This is a genomic window from Allobosea sp. 10N428, assembly GCF_056394545.1.
Map to the genome: position 1 here is coordinate 173,567 of NZ_JBFTIC010000009.1, position 15,728 is coordinate 189,294.

Consider the following 15,728-nt stretch of genomic DNA (forward strand, 5'->3'; position numbering starts at 1 on the left):
CGATTAGTAGTTGCCTTCCGGGTCGCTTGGGCTCTCATTCGCGTAATCGACGTATGGAAACTGTTCCCGAAAGATGATCGCTCCGGACGGGCCCCAAGTGAACACGGTGCCGTTCCAAGTTCCAAAGGTTATGCCGCTTCCGTCGGGACGCTTGAAGAACCAGCGCGTGCCGTCGCGATAATATTGGAGATGAATTGAAGCTTTTACCCGCGCTTGTGTATACTGCGCCAGCTTGAAGCAAAACTCGTTACCGTCATATCCTTGCATTCCCTCACATTCGGGGCACGTGTTTATCCGGGCCACCAGGCAAGAATAGATAGATATCTGTTCGATTTTACCTTCGATCTCGCCGAATTCGTTGAGATCCGTGCGTGTAAGACCGGGACCGGCCTGTGGATGGTTGAACCTTCCCATCCCGCATTGAATATAACCAGGCAGGCCGTGCGCCATAAAGATGACGCGCAAGCGTCCGCCATACCTGTCGCCACGATCTTTGATATTGTCGACGATCCAGCGGAATGGCGTATTGGAATCGACCTCCAACACGTCGCCGAGTGGCTTGTAACCGGCGAGGCGCACGTCCCGCACGATAAATACCTGCTGCTTCGTGGCCCTCGGTGCGACTACGATCCGCAAGCGGATCCACACGCCGACGCCCTGGCCAACTTCCAAATCGCACGAGCCGACGCCTGCGCCGAAAATGCTGAGGATGCGCACATCGCCCATCACGCCGTCGTTGAAATCGTCATATGCGGCGATCTTTCCATTCGCCGATCGCGCCCACAGCCTGTCGCCACCCCACAAGCCGATAAAACGGCGTTCGCCAGCTGGAATTGCTATTTGTGATACCGATTGCGGCGCGAGGCGACTATCGATCGTATAGCCCTCTGCCGAGGCACCCAGCGGCTTTACGAAATGAGCCATGACGACCTCATCCGCTATCGACAGATCAGCAGCCTATTCCGTGCGGGGATCATCTTCAATAGCAAGCTGTCACAAGGCTCGCTCACACCTTTGCCAGCTCTTGAGTTGGATGCTCCGTGAACCGCTCACGGCTTGTGCTCGTCAGTTCCCTAGGGCATGTTCGCTTTTCCTTGAATCGCGGTCATGCTCTAACTCACGGTTTAGTCGCATTTTCTTCGCGCGACCCGGCGTCAATTTAACCAAAAATGCTCTGAACATCGGAATATTCGGAAAACCTGTCCCGACTTTCCGGTCTGACACCTTGGATCGCCGCCTCCGCAATGATGCGGATTGCCGCCCGCCTCCCGCAACAGCGTCGATCTCAGCCGTCGATTTCTGTGACGGGGCGGACGAGCTGCGGGCCAAGGTGCAGATAGCGCGTCGCCCTGCGCTTGGCGGCGATATCGGCCCAGACCCGTTCGACCTCGACCGCGGTCAGCTTCGCGGCGGCGCCGACCTCTGCTGCCGAGATGCCATTGTTGAGGCCGAAGAGGCAAAGATCCATGCGATCGTAAGGCAGGGAGAAGTAGAACTCCTCCTGCGTCTGCGCGAGGGAATAGGTGTCGGTCGTCGGCGGCCGCCGGCGGATCTCCTCGGGAATACCGAGATGGGTGGCGAGCGCATAGACCTGGCTCTTGTAAAGATGCGCGATCGGCTTCACGTCCGCGGCGCCGTCGCCGTTCTTCACGAAGAAACCCTGGTCGTATTCGAGCCGGTTCGGCGTACCCAGCACGGCGAAATTCAGCCGGTCGGCGTGATAATACTCGATCTGCTTGCGCGTGCGCTGCTTCATGTTGGTGGCTGCGACGATGCCGAGATAGATCGCTGGCGGCATACGCAGCTTCGTCTGGCGGCCCTCGGGGTCCTGAACCACTAGCGAGGAGATGTTGTAGCCGTCGCCGGCGAGAGAATTGGCGATGACGATCTTCGAGGCCCAGCCAGGCCCGTAACCCGGCACCAGCTCGCGGATGAAGGCATCGCGCCGCTCATAGCAGCCCATTGCCAGCAGCGTCGGTCCGATATCCTCCACTGCCGCCTCGACGCCAAAGGTCTCGGCGACCAGCCGGCCGAGGCGCAGGCTCTCGGGATCGGAGTCGCTTTCCGGCATGAACAGGCAGAAGACGTTCTTCGCCCCGACAGCGCGCACGGCCAGCGCGACCGAGACGCTGGAATCGATGCCGCCGGAAAGACCGAGCACGAGGCCGCGCTTGCGCATGCCACGGAGCTGCCCGCGCAGTCCGGTCACGATGCGGTCGGTTTCCGCGGTGTTGTCGAGCATCAGCACGTCAGCCGAGAAGGCGGGACGACTCGGCGCAGGAGAGATGTTCATTCCGCCGCTCCCAGCGTTTCGGCCGCCAGCCTTCGGCTGACCTTTCCGGTATCCGTCTTCGGCAGCTCATGGCGGAATTCGATGAGCTTCGGCACCATGAAATCCTCGAGATGAACAGCGCAGTGGCGAATGATGTCCCGTTCGCTCAAGCTCTCGTCCGAGAGAACAACAACGGCGGCGATGGCGTGGCCAAGCACCGGGTCCGGCACACCGGTCACCACGGCTTCGGCAATGCCGGGATGGGCATGGAGAACCGCTTCGACTTCCTTCGGAGCAACCTTTTCGCCGCGCGTCTTGATGATGTCGTCCTTGCGGCCGACGAAATAAAGGAAGCCGTCGTCATCCGTCCGGAACAGGTCGCCGGTATGGAGGCGCTTTTCCCAGGGAAACGGGCCGGGGCGCAGCATCTGCGCAGTCGCGACTTCGTTGCGCCAATAGCCCTGCATGACATGCGGTCCGCGGATGACCAGCTCGCCCGCGACGCCGGGCGGCGCGCGGTTGCCCTCATCGTCGACGACGATCGCTTCCGTGTTGGGAATGGCGATGCCGACGGAACCCGGCCGGCGGTCCAGCTCCTCCGGTGGCAGATAAGTGCAGCGCTTGCATTCCGTCAGGCCATACATGGAATAGAGCCGAACGCCGGGGAAGAGTTCGCGCAAGCGCGCGATGTGCGGAGGCGGCAGGGCCGCGGCGGTGTTCGAGATATAGCGCAGGCTCGGCAGGAAACCCGGTTCGACGTCGCGCATCTGCAGGATCAGCGCGGCCATCGTCGGTACGAGTGGGAAGCCGGTGACCTGCTCGGCGCGGATGCGCTCGAAGATCGCCTGCGGAAAGGCGAAGGACTTTTCGAGGACGAGGGTCGCACCAAGCCGCATCGCCATCAGCAACTGATAGAGGCCGTAGTCGAAAGCCAGCGGCAACACGTTAAGGATGATGTCGTCGGGGGTGTTGCGCAGATAGCTGGTGATCGAGTCCGCGGCAGCATCGATATTGCGATGCGTCATCATCACGCCCTTGGGACGGCCCGTGGAACCCGAGGTGTAGATCAGCATGGCGAGATCGACGTCGATCCCGCCATGGTTCACTGGCTCAGGCGCGACTTCGAGACAACCCTCGAAGGAGGCGGCGCCATCCGGCACAAAGCCCGATGGTCCTTGCGTCGACGCGACGAAGAGCGGCCGGTCCGACAGCGCGCGCGCCTGCGCCACGATGGGCATCAGCTTCGCCTGGGTCAGGATCGCCGCAGCCTCGCAATCGCCGATGACGTAAGCGAGCTTGTCGGCCTTGGTGGAGGCGTTGATCGGGCTGAAGGTCGCGCCCGCCTTGAGAACCGCGAAGATCGAGACGACGGCTTCCCAGCAATTGTCCATGAAGACGAGAACACGGTCGCCGCGCTGCACGCCACTCGCGGCGAGAGCAGCCGCGAGCCGATTCGACAGGTCGTCCAACTCGTCATAGCGCAACCGCGTCCGCTCGGTGACCAGCGCGGTCTTCGCGACACGCGCCGCCGCGTTTGTGATGAGGAATTGCTCGACCCGCATGAACCAGAACCGTCAGGCCGCCGCGAGCGCCGCGGTCTTCAATGCGATGAAGGCCGTGATGCGCGCCAGTGAATCGAGATTGGCCGGCACGATATCGGCGTCCGCGACGGCGATCTCGTAGCGGTCTTCGATGAAGGCCACGAGTTCCAGAACGCCGGTCGAGTCGATGATGCCGTTCTCGATGAGCGAGTCCGTATCGGCGATGGCGTGGGTGGTGTCGCCGAACAGAAAATTCTCGATGACGAAGGCCTTCACGGTGTCGCGGATCGTATCTGTCATATCGTTTTCCTCTCTTGATGGTGTCAGGCGGCCTTGGCGCTGCAACTGCCTGTGCCGGTGAAGGCCGTCAGCCACAGTTGCGTCGACAGAATGCCGACGAAGGCCGCATTGTCGCGAAAGCCGGAGGCCGGGTGGCGACTGCATTTCTCGTGCAGCTTTGCCACCGCCTTTGGATTGAAGAGGCCGCCGGCACCGATCTCGGCTTCGCTCAGCGCCGTCCGGACATAGTCTCCCGCCCCCGCCTCCACGAAGGATTGGCTGTCCGGCGCGCGATAGGGCTGCTTGGGTCGCCTGCCGATCGCGGGCGGCAGCAGATCCTTGGTCGCCTCGCGGAGAATATGCTTCTCCACGAGCCCCTTCAGCTTCATCTCGGGAGGAAGCCCGGCGGCAAACTCGACCAGACGATGGTCGAGGAAGGGAAAGCGGCCCTCGATGCCATGGGCCATCGCCATGCGGTCACCCTGGCTCGACAGGATATAGCCGGGCAGAAGGAAGCGGGCCTCCAGATATTGCGCCTGGTGCAGGGGGTGCCAGCGGGCGAAAGCCTCGGGCAGCCGCGCTGCGAGGTCCTCGGCGGCATCATATCCCGACAATGTGGCCCGCAGGTCACCCGAGAAGAACAGTTTCGTCGCTGCCGTGCCGTCGAGCCGCGCCCGATGGGAGAACAGCGGGTCGTCAAGCCCCGTGCCGCCAGCCCCGAAGAACGAGGCCAGATATTCGGCCGATTGCTGCCTCAGCCCCGGCAGATAGGGGTAGAGCTTGCGGAACAGATGCGGCCGGATGCGGGAGCCGGGCTGCCTGGCGCAGAAGCGGCGAACCCTGGCCTCCTTGAAAATATCGTAGCCGGCAAAGACTTCATCCGCACCTTCGCCGGTCAGCACCACTTTCAAGCCGGCCTCGCGCACGAGGCGCGAAAGCTTGTAGAGCGGGGCCGGGGCAGTCCTGAGGATCGGGCGCTCGGTGAAGCGGATCACATCGGGAAACACGGCGGCGATATCGCCCTCGCCGCAAGCGACGGAGCTGTGATCGGTGCCGAGCGCGCGCGCCATCTCGAGCTGAAAGGCGCTCTCGTCATGTTCGGCGCTGGCGAAGGTGACCGAGAAGGTTTTCAGCCGGCCCGGCGCCATGCCCGCCGCCAGCGCCGATGTGATGGAGGAATCGAGGCCGCCGGAGAGATAGGAGCCGACCGGCACATCGGCGCGCATGCGGATGCGCGTCGCCTCCGTCAGCAGGGCGCGCAGTTCCTCGGCCGCGGCGCGCTCGTCCCGGTGCCGGGGCAGCGTCTCTCGGTCGGGATAGTCCAGTTTCCAATAGGGCCGCGTCGAGACGCCGCCCTCCTGCACGATCATCAGGCTGGCAGGTTCGAGTTCGTAGATGTCGCGGAAGGCCGTGCGCGGCGCGATCGGAGCCCAGAGCGTGAAGATCTGGTCGAGCGCGACCGGATCGAGCTCGGCCACGACGCCCGGGACCTGGAGCAGCGCCTTAACCTCCGAGGCGAAGTAGAGCCGTTCGCCCTGCCTCGTATAGAAGAGCGGCCGAACCCCCATCCGGTCGCGCGCCAGAACCATGCGGCGGCGGCGACCGTCCCAGAGCGCAAAGGCGAAATCGCCATTGAGCATGGAGACGCAATCCTCGCCCATCTCGTCATAGAGATGCAGGATCACTTCAGTGTCGCTGCTCGTCCGGAATTGGCGACCTTTGGCGCGCAACTGCTCGCGCAGTTCCACATAATTGAAGATCTCGCCGTTGAAGGCGATCGTCAGTTCCCCGGTCGCATCGGACATGGGCTGCTGGCCGTCGCCGAGGCCGACGATGGACAGCCGCGCATGGCCGAGGCCGGCTGCTTTTGCGGTGAAGAAGCCCTGCCCGTCCGGGCCGCGATGCGCAATGGCGGCCGTCATCCTTTCAAGGAGCGCCCTCCCATCCCGGACAAGGCCGAAATAGCCGCCAAAACCGCACATGCCGAGATAATTCCGAGTCTATCAGCGCGGCTCGGACTATAGCCAGCAACACACCGGCAGGCGTTAAAGATCCGCGGCTATTCGCAGGAATGGTAAATTTGACGTCGCGTCCGGGACGCTTTTTTCCCGCAAATACGGCTCGGCCGAGAGGCGCTCGTCAGGCAAGCGGAAGGACGCGCAGAAACATGGGTCCCGCGCGGACGTGGCGATCTCGCCCTCGCAAGCCGGCGCGCAAGACAGGAAACGTCGACGCGAAATGCCCGTCGCGCGGGTTCACCGGCGGTGGGTTGACCGTTCCGCCGGTCGGTCCCGGCATCAAATTCGCATCGACGGAAACGGAGCTGGCCCGGCAGCGTCGTCCTCGGCGCATCCGGAAATCGGTCAATCGCGAGGAGGCTTACCAGTGCATATACACGCATATGCCGAGATTGTGATTCCAGCGTTACTTGATCATCCCGTAATTCATACTAATTCGTGAGCGATAATACCTAATATCACCTCGACAAAATTTTCCATCGATTTAGATTAGAGCTACATTTTATTTTATAGATATTTTTATATTCGGAAGAAATACGTGGATATCATCGGTAATACATTCATCAATATCAATCTCCCTTCCGTTGAAGTCGAGCATTTGATCTCATATTATGAACGTATATTGGGTTACAATTTTAGGCACGAGGCAGAAACGAGCGGATCAGGCAGCAACAAACTCCTCTCGATCAAGGTCGCCAACACGACAATCATGTTGTCGAGGGTGTCGCAGAGCCTCGAAGGAGCTTTCGCCGATTGCCCGGATAACATCACCGCCATCTTCGTCCTGTCGGGGGATGTGAGACTGGAGGTCGAGGATGGGCTCCTGACTTGTCGCAGAGGCGACGGAGTTGCGCTGAACACCTCCCTGGCGCGCCGCGTGACCTTTTTGGCGGGAACTGAATTCTGCATGTTCAGGGTCAGGATCGATGACATCGTTCCGCTCCTGGAAAGACTGGCCGGCCGGCGGCTTGAAGAGCAGCTCCAGATCACCACCAGCTTCGATATCCGTTCAGGAACCGGGTCCGTGCTTGCCGCGATTCTCGCTGCGACCGTCGTCGGATCGGCGGGGGACGATACCCAGGCGATCTCGCCATGCGCGGCCGATTTCCTCCAATCGAGCTGGGTCGCGCTCGTTCTGGAAAATCTCCCCCATAATTACTCGCAGGGCATGTCGCGCGGCAGCACGCAACATGCTCCCCTGCACGTCAGGCGAGCCGTCGACTACATTCTCGCCCATGCTTACGAGGATATTGCGGTCCAGGACGTAGCTCGCGCGGCGGGGATCGGCCTTCGAACGCTGCAGCAGAGTTTCAGAAAGGTCCTGCAGACGTCGCCGCAGGAATACATCAAAGCCGCCAGGCTCCACGGCGCGCGCCGCGAGATCGAGGATCCGCATTCGGAGCACTCGGTCGAGGAGATCGCGCGTAAATGGGGCTTTGCCAACCGCGGTCATTTCGCCGCGCAGTACCGCAGGCTTTTCGGCGAGCTGCCGTCCGAGACCCGCCGCGCACGTTGAATGCCGGCCCAGCCGAGACGGAGCGGTTCCGGCGACGCCGACGCACAAGTTTCGCACATGGTAAACGCGGGGTTACGCGACGACCCCGCAGTGACTCCGGGAGCGCATGCCCGACTCGCCGCGCGAATAATCGTAAAGAATTGGATAATATTCGTCGCGGCACTCTTAATATGTCATCAATCTAGCTCGTAAGAAATGCGCCCCCAGATGATGCTTTCATTTGGAGGCCGCCAAGGATGCCGCGGACGACACCGGAACGGATCGCCACACCGGTTCGACTCAGCTTGCCGACCGATTGTTCGATCAGGGGCATCGGCGCCGTCGCGGAAAGGATGCGCGACCTGCTTGCCGCAGGCCAACCCGCCGAGATCGACTGCGCGAATATCGAGGCCGCCGACATTGCCCTCGTGCAACTCATCATCAGCGCCCGCCGCAGCTTCGCCGCGCGCAGGCTGCCGCTGACGATCGAGGGGGCTTCGGCCGCCGTTCGTTCGGCCTTCGCCCGCGCCAGCGTCTCGCTGGCGTAAACACCCGCCTTCTTTCCGGAAAGTGACGATTATGGCCAGCGTTCTGACGGTGGACGATTCTCCCAGCATTCGACAGATGATCAAGCTCGTCCTTGGCGGAGCCGGCTACGAGGTGGCCGAGGCCGGCGATGGCGCCGATGGGCTGGCCAGGGCGAAGGCGCAGCGCTTCGACCTCGTGATCACCGATCTCAACATGCCGGTGATGAACGGGCTGGACATGATCCGCGGCATGCGGGCACTGCCTGGGCTCACCGGCGTGCCGATCGTTTTCCTGACGACCGAATCCAATGACGCGGTGAAGCAGCAGGCCAAGGCCGCCGGCGCGACGGGCTGGATCACCAAGCCCTTCAAGCCGGAACAATTGCTGGCGGTTGTCGCCAAGCTGGTGCGCTGATGCTGGACCTCGATCCGGCAGAGACCTTTCGGCAGGAAGCCGCCGAACTGCTCGAGACGCTTGAGACGGTCCTGCTCGACCTCGGTCAGCGGCCCGGAGAAGGCCATCTGGTCGATGCAGCCTTCAGGGCCCTGCATACCATCAAGGGCTCCGGCGCCATGTTCGGCTTCGACCGCGTCGCCGCCTTCACCCACGATTTCGAAACCGCCTTCGACCTGATCCGCAAGGGTCGGATCGAGGCGAACCATGACATCGTTACCGTCGCGCTCTCGGCCAAGGATTACATCCGGATCCTCATCGAAGATCCCGACTCCACAGACGAGATTATCGGGGAGGCTACCGTAGCGGCACTCCACCGCTTGGTCTCGGGGCTCGAAGCAGCGCCGGCAGAGGCGCATGCGCCGACCGCGTCTGATCAGGCGCCGGGTTGGCTGATCGACATCGCGTTCCGGCCGGACATCCTGCGCAACGGTACCAATCCGCTGAACCTCCTGGACGAACTGCGCGACCTCGGCCCCTGCACGATCACCGCCCGTCTCGACGATGTGCCCGATCTCACCGCGCTCGACCCGGAGGGCTGCTTCATCGCCTGGCGAGTCGCGTTGAGAGCCTCGTGCCCGCGCGAGGCGATCGAAGACGTCTTCATGTTCGTGCGCGACGAAATGGCACTCGCGATCACGCCGTTCGACGCCGGCGCCTCGCAGGAAACGCTGGCTCCGTCCGGGGGCGTGGTCGATGCCGATGCCGAGACAGTACCCGCATCGGCCGCGCCCAATCCGTCGGTCGCCACCACGGACAGGCCCGTCGAAAAGACCGAATACAATCGCCGGGCGGACGACAAGAGCTCGACCGTGCGCGTCCAGGCCGAACGGCTCGACGAGCTCATGGATCGTGTCGGGGAGCTAGTCATCGCCCAGGCTCGGCTCTCCCAGCTTGCCCATGCCAGCGACGACCTCGCCATCAAGGCGATCGCCGAGGAGATCGAGAGGCTCGCCTCCGGCCTTCGCGACACGACCATGGGCGTGCGCATGGTGCCGATGGGCTCGCTCTTCGGGCGCTTCCGGCGTCTCGTCCACGATCTCGCCCGCGATCTCGCCAAGCCGGTCGAATTCGTCACGGTCGGCAAGGACACCGAGATGGATAAGACGATGATCGAGCGCCTCGCCGACCCGCTGGTCCACCTGATCCGCAACGCCATCGACCACGGCATCGAGAGCCCCGAGCGCCGTGCCATTGTCGGCAAGCCGGCTATCGGCCGCATCGAGCTCTCCGCACGCTATGTCGGTGCCCAGGTCCTGGTCTCAGTGCAGGATGACGGCGGCGGCCTCGACACCGCCCGTATTCGCGCCAAGGCCGAGGAGCAGGGCCTGCTTCAGGCCGGAGCTGGCGTCTCCGACCACGAGGTCCATCAGTTCCTCTTTCACCCGGGATTCTCGACCGCGCGGACCGTCTCCGCACTGTCCGGCCGTGGCGTGGGGATGGACGTGGTGAAGCGCACCATCGAGGGCATGCGCGGCTCGATCGATCTGGCCACCCTTCCCGGCCGAGGCTCATCCGTGACGCTGCGCCTGCCCCTGACATTGGCGATAATCGACGGACTGCTGATCCGGGTCGGCGGCGGCCGCTACATCATCCCGCTCTCGGCGGTCGAAGAATGCATCGAGCTGACCGCGGCCGACGAGAACCGCTCTAGGGGCCGCAGCTTCCTCAGCGTGCGCGGAGAGCTCGTCCCCTTCCTGCGGCTGCGCGAGCAGTTTAGCGCGGAAGGCGACCCCGACCCACATCCCAAGGTCATCATCATCTCGACCGGCGAGGTCAGGGTCGGCCTCGTGGCCGACCAGATCATCGGCAGCCACCAGACGGTGATCAAGTCGCTATCGAAGCTGCATGCCGACGTCACGATGTTCTCGGGCGCCACCATTCTCGGTGACGGTTCGGCGGCGCTGATCCTCGACGTGGCCCAGCTGGTAGGGCTCGGGCAGATGCAGGCCGAAATCGACAAGATGACGGAGGCGGCGTGATGACGCGGACGCAACCGCCCCTCAAGCAGGGCAGCCTCTCTCCGAACCCTGCTTCGCGAGGTGCCATGAAGGCCCTGATGATCGGCCTCGGCCCGGAGATCTTTGCGATCGAAACCGAGATGGTCCGGGAGATCATCGATCCCGTGCCGCTGACGCGCGTCGCCGGAGCCCGTCCGCATCTGCCCGGACTGATCAATGTCCGCGGCAACATCATCCCGCTCGCCGATTTGCGCGAGCGCTTCGGGATGCCGCAGGTCGAAGCCGCGCCCGACACCCGCATCGTGGTGATCGAGGTCGAGATCGACAACGACCCCGTGACGCTCGGCATCATCGCCGACAAGGTCTACGAGGTCACCGAGATCTCGCGAGATGATATTCAGACGACGCCACGAATCGGCATGAGCTGGCGACCCGAATACATCCAATTCATTACCAAATGGAACGACGAATTCATCATCGTTCCGAGTATGTCGACCATATTGATCTAATAAAATTGGCGAAAACGGGGGCTACCCATGCGATTTACTATCAAAGCGAAGCTTGCGACGTCATTCGGCGTCATCATCGCCCTTTCGGTCGCCGCGGGGGGAATTGCCTATAACCGCCTGGCGGAGATGGAGGCGGCCCAGCAGCGCATCTTGCGGCAGGCCAAGCAGGTGAGCCTCCTCGGCGACCTGCAGGCGGAATTCGAAGGCCAGGTCCGCTCCGAGAAGAACGTGATCCTGGCGTCCGAGGGCCGCGACATCGAGGCTTTCGCTGCAGATGTGCTCCAGCGGCGGGAGAAAGCCGGCAAGATCCTCACCGAGATCGAGCAGAGGGCGAGCGATCAGGGCAAGCTTCTGCTCGACAAGGTCATCGGAAATCGAAAGGCGCTCGACGCCATTCAGGACGAGACCATCCGGCAGGCCAAGCTCAATTCCGGCAACAAGGCCGAGGCACTGTGGACCGCGCGCGGCCTTCCCGCTCTGAACGCCCAGAATGCCGCCTTGGACAGCCTCGGCCGCGATCTCGCTCAGCAGGGCGGCGCGGCATACGAGGCAGCTGCGCGCCAGGTTCTGATGATGCGCTATCAGACCGCTCGCGCCCTCCGGATGACCTATGAGATCTTCACCGCGGCTGCCGAAGGCGAACTTGCCAGCCGCAGCGCGGCCGCTCTCGCCCAGATGGACATCCTGCGCCCGGCCACCGCATCGGCCCTGTCGGCGCTGAAGGACGCGGGTCTCTCGATCGGGCCTATCGAAGTCCAGTCCGAGCAGTTGCAGACGGCCATGAGGGGCGCCATCGAGGTCGCGCGCGAAGGCGGGAATATCAAGGCGACCCAGCTCAGCAAGGGAGACGGGCGCAACGCGCTGAACGCCACGATCGCCGCCATGGATCAATACGCCGCCTTCGCCGAAAGGCGGATGAGCGAGATCAGCGCCGACGCGGCCGAGGTGGCGAGCTTCGCCAAGATGCTGCTGACGTCGATCGTCGCGATCTCGGCCTTGATCTCCGTCGCCGTCGCGGTCTGGATCGCTCTCGGCATCAGCCGTGGTCTGGCCGGTGCCGTCGGCCTCGCCAATGCCGTGGCGGCCGGCGACCTGACACGCACCATGACCGTCCGGAGCGATGACGAGGTCGGCGACCTGCTGACCGCCTTGAACGGCACCGTCGAGCGGCTGCGCGAGGTCGTGTCCGATGCTTTGCGTGCCGCCGAAAACGTCTCCGCCGGCTCGCAGGAGCTGTCGGCGAGCGCCGAGCAGCTTTCGCAGGGTTCGACGGAGCAGGCCTCCTCCACGGAGGAGGCCTCGGCCTCGATGGAGGAGATGGCGGCGAATGTGAAGCAGAACGCCGAGAATGCCAGCCAGACCGAGCAGATCGCGGCCCAGTCGGCCAAGGATGCGGAGGCTTCGGGCACCGCGGTCGGAAAGGCCGTGGACGCCATGCAGACCATCGCCTCCAAGATCACCATCATCCAGGAGATCGCGCGCCAGACCGACCTGCTCGCTCTCAATGCGGCCGTCGAGGCGGCCCGGGCAGGCGAGCACGGCAAGGGTTTCGCCGTCGTCGCCTCCGAGGTCCGCAAGCTCGCCGAGCGCAGCCAGGCGGCGGCCGCCGACATCGGCACGCTCTCGACCGATACGGTCAAGGTCGCGCAGGAGGCCGGCTCCATGCTCGCCAAGCTCGTTCCCGACATCAAGAAGACCGCCGAGCTGGTCGAGGAGATCACCGCCGCCTGCCGCGAGCAGGATGTCGGCTCCGCGCAGATCAATCAGGCCATCCAGCAGCTCGACAAGGTGACGCAGCAGAATGCCGCGGCTTCGGAGGAGGTCTCCGCGACGTCCGAAGAGCTAGCGGCCCAGGCCGAGCAGCTTCAGACCGCCATCGCCTTCTTCAAGATCGATGCGGCCGGCCCGGGCGTCGACCGTGCGGTGGAGCAGCTCAAGGCGCAGGCGGCCAGGATGAAGACCGCCTCCGCCCCGAAGGCAGCCAGGCCCGTGGCCAGCAAGCCGACCGCGGCCAAACCACAGACCAAGGCGGCCTCGGGAGGGTTCTCCTTCGATCTCGACGACGCCCATGATGCGCGGGACGCCGAATTCCGCCGCGCCTCCTGAAGCGCGCGGGCGCTTCGCTCCAGCGGAGCGCCCATCCCGCCGGCATCCGGCGCACGACGATTTCCCTTGGCGGAGACGGCTTTGACCCAAAACGCACAATATCTGACGCTCGGGATCGACGGCGAGTCCTTCGGCATCGATATCGCGCATGTGCGAGAGATCCTCGACATGCGGCCGATCTCGAAGCTCCCGCATGCCCCCGACTTCCTTCTCGGCATGATCGACGTGCGAGGCGCCGGCTTCCCGATCGTCGATCTGCGTACGAAGCTCGGCATTCCGCGCGTCGCGCCGACGGAGGCGACGCGGATCATCATTCTGGACGTGCCGCTGGAAGGCCGGACTCTTGGCGTCGGTTTCGTTGCCGACCGTGTCTTCGAGGTGACGAGCCTCGATTCGGCGCAGACCGACGCGCCGCTCGACGTCGGAGGCCGTTGGCAGTCGAACTATATCGCCGGCCTCGGGCGCAAGGGCGAAGCCTTCGTCATCGTCCTCGACCTCGCGCGGCTCATGGCAGGCGCGGGGGTTCCCTCTCACATCGATGCGAGCGAAGCCGCGTGATGGCCCCGGCGACGACAGAGCCCATGAGCGATCAACTCAAAGAGCGGCATTTCAATGCCATCGCGAGCCTCGTCGAGCGCAATGCCGGCATCAAGCTGCCGCGCACCAAGCGCACGATGGTCGAAGGCCGCTTGCGCAAGCGGGTCCGTGCGCTCGGCCTGAGCAACCTGGCGGACTATGGCAGCCTGCTCTTCGAACGCGGCGGCCTGGACAAGGAATATGTGCACCTGATCGACTGCGTCAGCACGAACAAGACCGACTTCTTCCGTGAGCCGAGTCATTTCACGTTCCTGTGCGACACGGCAGTGCCTGCGCTCCGCCGCCTGCACGGGGCGCGCCCGACCAGGCTCAAGATCTGGAGCGCTGCCTGCTCGATCGGCGCCGAGGCCTATACCATCGCGATGGTTCTGCAGGACCTCGCGAACGCCACGCGCGGAAGCTCAGGCGAACTGAACTTCTCCATCCTCGGCACCGATATCTCGACGCAGGTTCTCGCCGCCGCGCGCGACGCGGTCTATCCGGCATCCTTCGTCTCGCCGATCCCGGCCGCGCTGCAACAGCGCTATCTCATGCGGTCCCGCAACCCCGCGCAGGACACGGTGCGGATCACTCCGGAGCTGCGCCGCAGGGCACGTTTCGAGCATCTGAACCTGATGGACGAAACCTACCCTTACGACCGCGACATCGACGTCATCTTCTGCCGCAACGTACTGATCTATTTCGACCGGCAGACCCAGGCCGCGGTGCTGTCCCGGCTGATGTCCCATCTGCGCCCCGGAGGCTACATCCTGCTGGGGCATTCCGAATCCATGGCGGGAGCCGGGGTGCCGGGCCTGCATTCGGTCGCGCCAACGGTCTACCAGGCAAAGCCGGCCGCCCTCGGGAGGAGCGCAGCATGACGCGCAAGCCCATACGCGTGCTCATCGTCGACGATTCCGCCTCGGTGCGGCAGGTGCTGAGCTCGATCCTGTCGCAATCGCCCGGCATCGAGGTGATGGGCACGGCTGCCGACGTCTACGCGGCGACGCGGCGCATGCAGAACGAAGTACCGGACGTGCTGATCCTCGACATCGAGATGCCGGGGATGGACGGCCTGACCTTCCTGCGCAAGATCATGGCGCAGCGGCCGATCCCCGTGATCATCTGCTCGACCCTGACCGGAACCGGCTCGCCCACCCTGTTCGAGGCGCTGGAAAGCGGGGCCGTCGAGGTGCTGGCCAAGCCGCGGATCGATACGCGCAACGCGCTGCTGGAGACCGCCGACCGGCTGCGCCATGCGGTCCATGCCGCCGCGCAGGCCAAGCCGCGGCCTCGGGCCGAGCGTCCCGCCATGTTGATCGAAGCGAAACTTACGGCCGACGTCATCATGCCGCCGCCGCTTTCCGGCCGCTTCCACGCGCGCACGGATCGCATCGCCTGCATCGGCATCTCCACCGGCGGCACCGAGACGTTGCGCGAAGTGCTGGAGGCGCTCCCGGCCCACTGCCCCGGCATCGCCATCGTCCAGCACATGCCGGAGAAGTTCACCGCCGCCTTCGCGCGCCGGCTCGACGGCATCTGCGCCATGGAGATCAAGGAAGCCGAGGATGGTGACGAGATGAAGACCGGCCGCGTGCTGATCGCCCCCGGCAATCGCCATATGCTGCTGCAGCGCGTCGGCCAGCACTACCGTGTCGCGATCAAGGACGGCCCCCCGGTTTCGCGGCACCGCCCTTCCGTCGACGTGCTGTTCCGGTCGGCAGCGCAATACGCCGGCAGCAACGCGCTGGGCATCGTCATGACCGGCATGGGCGACGACGGCGCTCGCGGCCTCCTGGAAATGCGCAAAGCCGGCGCGCGGACGCTAGCCCAGGACGAGGAAAGCTCGGTCGTTTTCGGCATGCCGAAGGAGGCGATCGAATTCGGCGCGGCCGAACGCGTCGTGCGCCTGCAGCTCATCGCACAGGAAATCATGGCCTGGCCGCTGGCGGCGCGCGCCGCCGCTCCCGCATCGAGGCATGCGTGAGGG

General features: G+C 64.0%; 14 protein-coding genes. 9 read left to right on the forward strand and 5 right to left on the reverse strand.

Going from position 1 to position 15,728, the window contains the following annotated elements; translation table 11 throughout:
- Positions 1-3 precede the first annotated feature (3 nt).
- From AC1DDA_RS23095 to asnB, 5 genes are all read right to left on the reverse strand, one after another.
- The gene (locus tag AC1DDA_RS23095) at positions 4-924 is read right to left on the reverse strand and encodes a hypothetical protein (RefSeq protein WP_476797541.1); all 921 of its coding nucleotides are present in this window, start codon (positions 922-924) and stop codon (positions 4-6) included.
- A 361-nt stretch (positions 925-1,285) separates the two neighbouring features.
- The gene (gene nadE, locus AC1DDA_RS23100; protein WP_476797542.1) at positions 1,286-2,293 is read right to left on the reverse strand and encodes an NAD(+) synthase; all 1,008 of its coding nucleotides are present in this window, start codon (positions 2,291-2,293) and stop codon (positions 1,286-1,288) included.
- The gene (locus AC1DDA_RS23105) at positions 2,290-3,834 is read right to left on the reverse strand and encodes a class I adenylate-forming enzyme family protein (RefSeq protein ID WP_476797543.1); all 1,545 of its coding nucleotides are present in this window, start codon (positions 3,832-3,834) and stop codon (positions 2,290-2,292) included. Before AC1DDA_RS23105 ends, nadE begins: the two co-directional genes overlap by 4 nt.
- A 12-nt stretch (positions 3,835-3,846) precedes the next feature.
- Entirely contained in the window at positions 3,847-4,113 is a 267-nt protein-coding gene (locus tag AC1DDA_RS23110) for an acyl carrier protein (RefSeq protein ID WP_441513897.1), read from the reverse strand.
- A 23-nt stretch (positions 4,114-4,136) separates the two neighbouring features.
- Complete coding sequence (gene asnB / locus AC1DDA_RS23115; protein WP_476797544.1) at positions 4,137-6,074, reverse strand: asparagine synthase (glutamine-hydrolyzing); 1,938 nt, start codon at positions 6,072-6,074, stop codon at positions 4,137-4,139.
- Between the two features lie 574 nt (positions 6,075-6,648).
- Between asnB and AC1DDA_RS23120 the strand changes: the two genes are divergently transcribed.
- The 9 genes from AC1DDA_RS23120 (at position 6,649) to AC1DDA_RS23160 (ending at position 15,725) form a co-directional block, all read left to right on the forward strand.
- Positions 6,649-7,626 (forward strand): AraC family transcriptional regulator, encoded by a 978-nt coding sequence (locus AC1DDA_RS23120; protein WP_476797545.1) that lies wholly within the window; start codon positions 6,649-6,651, stop codon positions 7,624-7,626.
- 236 nt (positions 7,627-7,862) lie between these two features.
- On the forward strand, positions 7,863-8,153 hold the full coding sequence (locus tag AC1DDA_RS23125; RefSeq protein ID WP_476797546.1) for an STAS domain-containing protein: 291 nt from the start codon (positions 7,863-7,865) through the stop codon (positions 8,151-8,153).
- 31 nt (positions 8,154-8,184) lie between these two features.
- The gene (locus tag AC1DDA_RS23130; protein WP_476797547.1) at positions 8,185-8,547 is read left to right on the forward strand and encodes a response regulator; all 363 of its coding nucleotides are present in this window, start codon (positions 8,185-8,187) and stop codon (positions 8,545-8,547) included.
- A complete protein-coding gene (locus AC1DDA_RS23135) occupies positions 8,547-10,568 on the forward strand; it encodes a chemotaxis protein CheA (protein WP_476797548.1) in 2,022 nt (673 codons plus the stop codon). The genes AC1DDA_RS23130 and AC1DDA_RS23135 overlap by 1 nt, the downstream gene beginning before the upstream one ends.
- A 65-nt stretch (positions 10,569-10,633) precedes the next feature.
- Entirely contained in the window at positions 10,634-11,056 is a 423-nt protein-coding gene (locus tag AC1DDA_RS23140) for a chemotaxis protein CheW (protein WP_476797562.1), read from the forward strand.
- A 27-nt stretch (positions 11,057-11,083) separates the two neighbouring features.
- Entirely contained in the window at positions 11,084-13,162 is a 2,079-nt protein-coding gene (locus AC1DDA_RS23145) for a HAMP domain-containing methyl-accepting chemotaxis protein (RefSeq protein ID WP_476797549.1), read from the forward strand.
- Between the two features lie 81 nt (positions 13,163-13,243).
- Positions 13,244-13,720, forward strand: a complete 477-nt coding sequence (locus tag AC1DDA_RS23150; RefSeq protein WP_476797550.1) for a chemotaxis protein CheW — start codon at positions 13,244-13,246, stop codon at positions 13,718-13,720.
- Positions 13,720-14,619, forward strand: a complete 900-nt coding sequence (locus AC1DDA_RS23155; RefSeq protein ID WP_476797551.1) for a CheR family methyltransferase — start codon at positions 13,720-13,722, stop codon at positions 14,617-14,619. Before AC1DDA_RS23150 ends, AC1DDA_RS23155 begins: the two co-directional genes overlap by 1 nt.
- Entirely contained in the window at positions 14,616-15,725 is a 1,110-nt protein-coding gene (locus AC1DDA_RS23160) for a protein-glutamate methylesterase/protein-glutamine glutaminase (protein WP_476797552.1), read from the forward strand. The genes AC1DDA_RS23155 and AC1DDA_RS23160 overlap by 4 nt, the downstream gene beginning before the upstream one ends.
- Positions 15,726-15,728: the final 3 nt, after the last annotated feature.